Source organism: Streptomyces sp. NPDC051172, from assembly GCF_040682555.1.
GTDB lineage: Bacteria > Actinomycetota > Actinomycetes > Streptomycetales > Streptomycetaceae > Streptomyces.
The window spans coordinates 1-6,877 of record NZ_JBFBBE010000226.1; the positions used below are offsets into that span (position 1 = coordinate 1).

4 protein-coding genes are annotated in these 6,877 nt (G+C 72.8%); 1 reads left to right on the plus strand and 3 read right to left on the minus strand.

The genetic code is table 11. From position 1 onward, the window contains the following. The first annotated feature begins 129 nt into the window (after positions 1 to 129). Positions 130 to 4,509, plus strand: coding sequence for an FtsK/SpoIIIE domain-containing protein (locus tag AB0N07_RS49135; RefSeq protein WP_365847253.1), 4,380 nt, complete (start codon positions 130 to 132; stop codon positions 4,507 to 4,509). Positions 4,510 to 4,580: 71 nt separating this feature from the next. On the opposite strand, the gene AB0N07_RS49140 is transcribed toward AB0N07_RS49135, so the two are convergent. The 3 genes from AB0N07_RS49140 to AB0N07_RS49150 are packed head-to-tail and all read right to left on the minus strand — an operon-like array spanning position 4,581 to position 6,765. Continuing rightward, the gene (locus tag AB0N07_RS49140) at positions 4,581 to 5,756 is read right to left on the minus strand and encodes a putative T7SS-secreted protein (protein WP_365847247.1); all 1,176 of its coding nucleotides are present in this window, start codon (positions 5,754 to 5,756) and stop codon (positions 4,581 to 4,583) included. A 9-nt stretch (positions 5,757 to 5,765) separates the two neighbouring features. Beyond that, positions 5,766 to 6,488: a hypothetical protein gene (locus tag AB0N07_RS49145; RefSeq protein ID WP_365847249.1), complete on the minus strand. Its 723-nt coding sequence runs from the start codon at positions 6,486 to 6,488 to the stop codon at positions 5,766 to 5,768. Then, a complete protein-coding gene (locus AB0N07_RS49150) occupies positions 6,475 to 6,765 on the minus strand; it encodes a hypothetical protein (protein ID WP_365847251.1) in 291 nt (96 codons plus the stop codon). Before AB0N07_RS49150 ends, AB0N07_RS49145 begins: the two co-directional genes overlap by 14 nt. Positions 6,766 to 6,877 lie beyond the last annotated feature (112 nt).

Here is a 6,877-nt window from a genome sequence, read left to right on the forward strand (position 1 = left end):
GATGGTTCACCACCCGTTCGTGAACCATCCGCGGGCCGGCCCCGTAGGCCCTATCAGTGGCCCGGGAGCCGACTGGCCCCACTCCCGCGGCCCCCGTTCACGCAGGCTGGAGGACGTTCCGTGTCGTTGATGTTGACCGTGGTGGAGGGGGACGGTGACGCGTTCGACGTCCACCTCGACGCCGACCCCGACACGCCCCTGAGCGCCGTCGCGGCGGCGCTGGCCGAGGCGGGCGGCGTCCACCGGCCCCCGGAGGGCCTCGGCCTGTACGCCGGCGACCGGCTGCTGCCCGCGGACCTGACGCTGCGTGACGCGCCGCTGCACCATGCGGCCGTCGTCGGCCTGGGCCGCCCGGCGGGTGCCTCGTCGGCCGAACCGGACGGGCTGGTGGAGGTCCGTGCGGTCGGCGGGATCGGGGCGGGCGCGGTGCGCAGGCTCGGCATCGGCGAGTACCGGATCGGGCTGGCGCACGACGGGACCGCCCAGGTGCTGGGCACCGTACCGGACCGTCCGTTCGCCGTCCTGACGGTGGGACCCGGCGGGCGCTGCCGGGTGACACCCGACGAGTCCGCGGACGGCGGCCCCCTGCAACTGGACCGCGAGGACCTCGCCGAGCCCACCGCCTGGGCGGTCGGCGAACAGCTCCTCGTCGGCGGCAGCCTGCTCGAACTCGCCCTGCCCAAGCGGCCGGACGCGGCCGTGCAGCCGTCGGAGGACGGCACGGGCCAGGACTACAACAGGCCGCCGCGGCTGCGGCCGCCGGTGAACGCCACCCGCTTCGTCCTGCCCTCCCCGCCCGCGACGCCCGCAGCGCGCCCGATGCCGTGGATCACCGCGGCCGCGCCGCTGGTGATGGCGGGGGCGGGCGCGCTGGTCTTCGGCCGTATGTCGATGCTGCTGTTCGGGCTGCTCTCCCCGGTCGCGATCCTCGGCAACTACCTGGTGAACCGGCGCAGCGGACGCCAGTCCCACGCGGATGCGGTCGCCGCCTACAAGGAGAAGAAGGCACGTATCGAGGACGACGCGAAGCAGGCCCTGGCGGCAGAACGGACCGCCCGGCGCCGCGGTTTCCCGGACCCGGCAGAGGTCGTCCTGACCGCCGTCGGCCCCCGGCGCCGCCTGTGGGAACGCCGCACCACGGACGCCGACTTCCTGGAACTGCGCATCGGGACCGCCGACCTGCCCTCCGACGTGGTGCTCCAGGACCCGACCAAGGACGAACACCGCCGCCAGGACCCGTGGACCGCGTACGACGTCCCGGTGACCGTTCCGCTGCGCGAGCACGACGTCCTGGGAATCGCCGGCGAGGGCCCGGCCGCGCGCGCCGTGGCACGGTGGGCGGTCGCCCAGGCCGCCGTCCTGCACAGCCCCCGTGACCTCCAGATCCACTTGCTGACGACCGGCGGCCCGGGCCGGGACGCCTGGTCCTGGCTGCGCTGGCTGCCGCACGTGCGCAAGAAGTCCGGCGACATCCCGGCCAGCATCGGCTACGGCACGGAGAGCTGCGCCCGGCGGGTCGCCGAACTGGCCGCGCTGATCGCCGAGCGCGCCGGCGGGGAGGACCGCCGCGGCCGGCCCGGCGGACCCGATGTGCTCGTCGTACTCGACGGGGCCCGCAGGCTGCGTTCGCTGCCCGGCGTGGCGCAGATCCTGCGCGACGGACCGGCCGTCGGCGTGCGCGCGATCTGCCTGGACGCCGAGGAGCGGCTGCTGCCCGAGGAGTGCCACGCCGTGGTCGTCGAGGAGCCCGGCGGGACCGTGCGGGTGGGGCGCTCGGGGAAGGGCACCGTCGGCGGGATCCGGCCCGACGGGGTGTCCCTGGACTGGTGCCGTTCGCTGGCCCGGGCGATGGGCCCGCTGCGGGACCCGGGCGGGGACGACGAGGAGGCCGCGGTGCTCCCCGGTGCCGCGCGGCTGCTCGACGTGCTCGCCCTCGACCCGCCGCAGGCCGCCGGTATCAAGGCGCGCTGGGCGGCAGGGGGCCGCTCGACCCGGGCGGCCGTCGGCGTCTCCCTGGACGGCCCGTTCTTCCTGGACCTGCGGCGCGACGGCCCGCACGCGCTGGTCGCCGGGACCACCGGATCCGGCAAGTCCGAACTCCTCCAGACGCTGGTCGCCTCGCTCGCGGTGGCGAACCGTCCGGACGCGATGACGTTCGTCCTCGTCGACTACAAGGGCGGCTCCGCGTTCAAGGACTGCGTGGACCTGCCGCACACCGTCGGCATGGTCACCGACCTCGACGCCCACCTGGTCGAGCGGGCCCTGGTGTCGCTCACGGCGGAACTCACCCGGCGCGAGCACGTCCTCGCCGAGGCCGGTGCCAAGGACATCGAGGACTACGTCGAGCTGCTGGAGCGCAACCCGGCCGGCCGCACACCGATGCCCCGGCTGCTCATCGTCATCGACGAGTTCGCCTCGATGGTGCGTGACCTGCCGGACTTCGTGAAGGGCCTGGTCAACATCGCGCAGCGGGGCCGCAGCCTCGGCATCCATCTGATCCTGGCGACGCAGCGCCCCAGCGGGGTCGTCTCCTCGGAGATCCGCGCCAACACCAACCTGCGCATCGCGCTCCGGGTGACGGACGCCGGCGAGAGCCAGGACGTCCTCAACTCCCCCGAGGCCGCGTCGATCTCGCAGAGCACACCCGGCCGCGCCTATGTGCGCCTGGGCCAGAACTCCCTCGTGCCGTTCCAGTCCGGACGGGTCGGCGGCCGTCGGCCCGGCGCCACGGCGAGCTCGCTGCCCGCCCCCTGGGCGGTGGTGGTCGGCTGGGAGCGGCTCGGCGAACCGCTCCCGCCGCGGCCCCGCGCCGCGGCCGCCCCCGCCGAAGTGGAGACCGACCTCACGGGACTCGTCACGGCGATCCGCGAGGCCGACCGGGAGCTGGGCATCCCCGCACAGCACAGCCCCTGGCTGCCGCCCCTGCCCGAGCAGCTGGTCACCGGCGACCTGCCGCCGGCCCCGCCCTCCGACTACGACCTCGCGCCCGTCGCGTACGGCGTGGTGGACCTGCCCGCCCAACAGGCCCGGCTCCCCCTGGTGGTCGACCTCGCGACGCTCGGCCACCTGCACATCATCGGCTCGCCCCGGCAGGGCAGGTCGCAGACGCTGCGCACGATCGCCGGCACCCTGGCCCAGGCCCACTCCGCGGACCGGCTGCACATGTACGGCATCGACTGCGGCAACGGCGCCCTGCTGGCGATGGAGGGGCTGCCGCACTGCGGCGCCGTCACCCAGCGCACCCAGCCCGACCGGGTGGCCCGGCTGCTCGCCCGGCTGACGGCGGAGCTCGCCCGGCGCCAGGAGCTGCTCGCCGCCCACGGCAGTGCCGACCTGCCGGAGCTGCGCCGCAGCCTGCCGCAGGACGAACGGCCGCCGCACATCGTGCTCTTCATCGACCGCTGGGAGGTCTTCGACAAGCAGCTCGGTGAGTACGACGCCGGAAACCTGCTGAACGCCGTACTGACCCTGCTCCGGGACGGCGGGAGCGTCGGCATCCACCTGGTCGTGACCGGCGACCGGGCGCTGTTCTCGAGCCGGGTCAACGGCTCCACCGAGGACAAGCTCGTGCTGAAGCTGAACGAGAAGTCCGAGTACGCCATGATCGGGATCACCCAGCGGAACGTGCCCGACGAGATCCCGCCGGGCCGCGCCTTCCGCGCCGCCGACAAGGCCGAGGCGCAGATCGCACTCCTCACGGACGACCCGGGCGGCCAGGCGCAGGCCGTGGCGCTCCAGAAGATCGCCGAGCAGTGCCGCCGGGATGCGGCCCAGCTGCCCGCCGCCACCCGGCCGTTCCGCGTCGACACCCTGCCGGACCGGCTCACCTGGGAGGAGGCGGTCCGGTACGTGCCGCAGCCGCTGACGTCCGCGCGCTGGGCCCTGGCCGGGGTCGGCGGCGACGAACTCACCGCGTACGGACCGGACTTCGGCCTCACGCCGACCTTCCTCGTCGCCGGCCCCGCCCGCTCGGGCCGCAGCACCGTCCTGGCGACGCTGGCCCTCTCGCTGCTGTCGGTCGGGATGCCCGTCGTCGTCGGTGCGCCCGCCAGGTCGCCGCTGCGCCGCCTCGCCGGGCGGCCCGGGGTCCTCGCGGTGTTCGACGAGTCCGACATCGACCCCATCGCGCTGGAGGAGGCGCTGGAGTCCTCCAGGCGGGGGGCCGTGGTGCTCCTGGACGACGGCGACCTGCTGCTGAAGACGAAGGCCGAGGCCGTCCTCACCCGGATCGCCAAGTCCGGTACCGAGACCCGCCGGGGCCTGGTGATCGCCGGGCAGACCGACCGGCTCTCCTCCGGGTTCTCCGGCTGGCACACCGAGGCCCGCCGCCACCGGTGCGGACTGCTGCTGAAGCCGCAGAACATGAGCGACGGCGAACTCATCGGCGTCAAGGTGCCCCGCAGCCGCCTGGGCGCGACCCGCCCGGGCCGGGCGATCCTGCACCTGGGCGACGGCGTGCTGCGCACCGTCCAGGTCCCGGAGACGGTGCTCCCGGCGGCCGGGGACTGACCGGTCGTCCACCCGGACCGAGGGCTCCCGCCGTTGAACACCGGCGGGAGCCCTCAGTCGTGGACGGTGCCTCAGGCGTCCACGGACCCGCCCGGCGCGTTCCCGGTGAACTCGATGGGCCCGTAGATGAGGCCGCCGATGCCGGTGACGAGTCCCAGCCCGTCCAGGATGCCGTCGATCAGCGACAGCGGCGGCCGGCCACCGACCACAACGGTGGGCGGGATGTGGGACGCCCAGCCCCCTCCGGGAAGCATCTCGATCCACGGTGCCTCCGTGAAGACCTCCGACGGATACCACTTCTTGAAGAGGTTCTTGATCCACTGCCCCAGGCCGACCTTGCCCAGGGCGCCGATGCCCTTGCCGGCGAGGACGCCGATCCCGCCCGCGGCGAGTCCCACCACTCCCAGGACGATGCCCACGATGTCCCAGTGCCCGGTATCGGCCCCCTTCGCGATGGTGAGGCCCAGCGAAGCGGCTCCGAAGACCAGAGCGCCGATGGTGAGAGCGACGCCGATGGGGCCGGCGACGAACATGGCGATGACACCGAGAACGGTTCCGATGATGGAGAAGACCTGGTTCAGGATGTCCCCGATCTTGTCCCAGAAGCTCTTCCCCTTGACCGCCTCGCCCTGGGCCTCCTCCAGTTGGCGCTTGGCCACACCCGCGTCGGAAGTGCGCAGTTCCTGCGCGTCGACGGCCAGCAGCCGGGCGGCCTCCAGCTCCGCCTGAGCCGACTCGACGGACTGCGCGGCCGAGGATTCCGCCTCCTTCGCGTCAGCCATGGCACGCCGGGCGTTGCTCCGGGCCGCCTCGTCGTCGGGGGGCGGGGGCTGAGCGCTGTCGAGGCTTTTCACGTGGGCGCTTGCCGCGGACGCCACCTCGATGGCCGAGTCCAGCCGTTGTTTCGCCTCGCGGCCCCTTTCCAGCGCCCGGTCCGCCTGGTCCTGGCTCTCCCGGAGGCCGGTGGCGTACTTCGCAATCGCGTCGGCGGCCGCCTCGTAGGACGACTGGAGCTTGCCGACCTGGGTGGGCAGTTCCTTGAGCTGTGTCCGCAGCGCCTCCATGGACTTGCCCTCGCCGAGTTCGTCGGAGTCCAGCCGGGCGACGACGGAGTGGGCGGACTGGGCGTCGTTGGAGATGGACCGGTACTCCGAGGCGAGTCGTTCAAGAATCTCGGGGTCGCCGGGTGTCGGGTCCGACGAGAAGCCGAACACCGATTCCCAGTCGGCCAGCGGTGGCCGTGCCATGTCCCGCCCTCACTTCCCGTTCTCGGCGCCGGCGACGACGTCCTGCGGAGGGTCCTCGGAGTCGTGGAACCGGAAGGTCCCGGCGACGGCGTCGAACACCTCGAAGAACTTCTCCGCCAGGCTGATGTTGGGCGTCGTACTGGCGAGGATCATCAGGTCCCGGCTCGACGGCACGGGGATCACCACCTGGTGCACGGCAGTGCGGATGGTGGCCTGACCGAAGTAGTCGAAGTCCTCGAGCGAGGTCATCCGCCCCACGCTGCCCACCTCGGGCAGCTCCATGATCTCCACGCGGTTCAGGTCGGTACCCCGCCCGACCGAGGTCCGGCTGTTCTGCACGCCCGCGGCGAGCATCATCTGCGGCAGATCGGTCGGCTCACCCTCGGGGATCCGGGTCCGCAGCACCATCGCCGTGGCGTTCAGCGTGCTGCCGTCCGGGAGGAACCCGAGCAGGTAGCCGACCTGCAGGGCGCCCTGGGCATAGGCTTCGCGTGCGCTCTTGCGGGTGTCCCGGATCAGGGCGTCCACTCGCTCGCGCTCGACCTCCACACCTTTCGCCTGCTCCTCGATCCGGCGCCGGATCGCCACATCCCTGGTGTTCGGGTCGAGGTCGAGGTGCGCCCAACTGGACGGGTATTTCAGCGTGTAGCGCGCCGGAGCGCCCGACGGCCGCTCATCAGAGGGCAGCAGCCGCGGCGGCCTGTCCCCGTCCTGTGCCTCAAGCAGGTTCATCCAACGCCTTTGCAGCTTCGTTGTCCGTGTCGGTGAAGTTGTCGACGATGCCCTGCGCGGCCTGTTTGAACGTGTCCACGTTCTCCTGGACCCGTTCGTGGCCGGCCGACCATGCGTCGTCGAAGCCGTTGACGGCCGAGATCAAACCGTGGTCGCCCACATCGTCGTCCGAACCGACATTGCTCAACTTCGCTGTCTTGTCGATCCGTTCGCGGATGTCCTGCAGCGCGGCCATGGTGTCGGCGAGTTCGTCCACCGGTATGTGAATGCGCGACATGACGCCCCTTCCTCTCCCTGCACAGGCCGGGTTCCGCGGCGACGGAACGCCGCGGAACCCCGCCGGTGCCCAAGAGGAAGCCCATGTGGCCCGGCGGCGGGTCGTGGGGGTG

Coding starts and splice junctions, on each gene's coding strand:
- AB0N07_RS49135 (WP_365847253.1), top strand. CDS start 130: ATGTTGACCGTGGTGGAGGGGGACGGTGACGCGTTCGACGTCCACCTC.
- AB0N07_RS49140 (WP_365847247.1), bottom strand. CDS start 5,756: ATGGCACGGCCACCGCTGGCCGACTGGGAATCGGTGTTCGGCTTCTCG.
- AB0N07_RS49145 (WP_365847249.1), bottom strand. CDS start 6,488: ATGAACCTGCTTGAGGCACAGGACGGGGACAGGCCGCCGCGGCTGCTG.
- AB0N07_RS49150 (WP_365847251.1), bottom strand. CDS start 6,765: ATGTCGCGCATTCACATACCGGTGGACGAACTCGCCGACACCATGGCC.